This window comes from Geobacillus jurassicus NBRC 107829, from assembly GCF_001544315.1.
In the GTDB taxonomy this organism is placed as follows: Bacteria; Bacillota; Bacilli; order Bacillales; family Anoxybacillaceae; genus Geobacillus; species Geobacillus jurassicus.
Map to the genome: position 1 here is coordinate 1 of NZ_BCQG01000112.1, position 1,783 is coordinate 1,783.

Below are 1,783 nucleotides of genomic sequence, written 5' to 3' on the forward strand. Positions count from 1 at the left end.
TTTTTTTACCATCGCTAATCGTTCACTATGGCGATTAGACATAAATCCCTTCGTCCATTCCGAGTCCTTGCAGGATCCTTCGCTGTTCGTATGTGAGCGGCTTGCCCAATGACCGTTGGAGTTGTCCGTCCGGCAGCTCAAGCAGCACCACTTTCACGTACGCAAACAACTGAAAAATCGCTTGCCCCGTCGGCCGGGTCAACTTGCGGCCTCCCGCGCCCTTTAACGGGCGCTCTGGGGTGATGAACTGGCGCACCCGGCGTTGAAAGACGCGGTAAAGAGCCAATGCCAAAAGAAAGAGATACCCTAACACAGCGACCCGTTCTGGTTTTTTCACATAAATCTCGTCCGTAAAGAACGGATCTTTCAGGAACGAGAAGTTCATTTCGACCGAGATTTGTCCTTTATACAGAGCCAAGATCTCTTTTCCGTCCATCCGTTGGCCCTTCCACTCCTCCGGCACCGTGGTGACGAGGACAAAACGGGACGCTTTTCGTTTCGCTTGTTCCCACGCCTCTTGATCGAATTCGATGCCGAGGCGAATCGTGTAGACCGTTTCCGTTTCCGGTTCGGCTCCTTTTTTCGGGCGTCCGCGCCGTTTTTTCGGACGCACCGTTTCTTCAATCCCCGCTTCAACGCGATGAAACCGGGGACGAAGGGACGCCTTGAGGGAGGACAAGGCCTGTTCGGCATCCTCCCGGCAGGAAAACGGATGGCGGTGCCAATGGGCCTGTTCCTGCCCAAGAAGCTCCGCTTCTTTGGCCCGCTCCTTCTCGAGCGTGTTCCCTTTTCGCTGGTCCAGGGCGCTGGATTCCACGACGATCAGCCGAACCGGATGCCCTTCATAAGAGGCCGTCGTTTCCCACACCCGGTACGTGGCGCCGTTTTTTTCCGCCAGCGAAAACGGATCGCTCCACACCGCCTCTTCCGAATCCGCTTTCGCGAGGGATTCTTTCACGATGCGGAGCGAATGAGGCCCCCGGGTGACCAAAAAGGCATTGGCGGCTTTCGCTTGGTACAGTGTGTCTTTCGTCATGGCGGCCGAGTCGGCGACGTAAATCCATTCGTCATCGAGCTTCGCTCGTTGAAGCTGTTCATGGACGTGAGCAGATTCCATGTTTTATCGGATTGATTGCCATCATGAACATCCCCATACATCGGGATGCCATCCTCGTTGCCGACGAGCCCAAATTGAATTTGTTTTCGTCTCACGCCCTCCCGATTGTAGCCATAAGTAATATTCAGCGTTGCGGACGAAGCCGATTCATACGCGCCGTAAAGCGAGAAATCGGTCGTATCCCCATGGAATGCCCGGAGAGGGATGCCTTCTTTTTGATAGATCTGAAGCAGGCAAGCCGAGAGGATCGAGTGAATCCCGGCTTGATACAGACGATCCAAATGGCGCGCGATGGCGTCATCGTTGAACTGGGAAGGCTGGACGCCTTCTCGGATCAACTTCGGCAGATCGATCTCATGCGCCCAGCTTTCCAGATGAACGAGCGCCTGCCGGCCGCTGAAAATATCCAAGAGGATCAACGTGACAATATCGCTCGGTCGGGTTTGACATTGGGGATCAACGGGAACCATTCGATCCATCAGCTGAGGGAGGCCGAGCTGTTTGATGATCGCACTCATTATATTAAGATAAGAACTTTCATAAATTGCCCGAATCTGAACAGTCATGAGGACGAAACTCCTTTGCTTTCTTGGTGTATCAAGGTTTTATTCGGCATCTCCCTCAAAAAATCCTCCCGATTTTGCGTGGGAGGTTGCGAAATGTGAG

The 1,783-nt window shown here is 53.6% G+C and carries 1 pseudogene; it reads right to left on the reverse strand.

The window, feature by feature from the left end:
* Window positions 1-34: 34 nt before the first annotated feature.
* A pseudogene (locus GJ1_RS17340) lies at window positions 35-1,683 on the reverse strand (IS1634 family transposase).
* Between the last annotated feature and the right edge of the window lie 100 nt (window positions 1,684-1,783).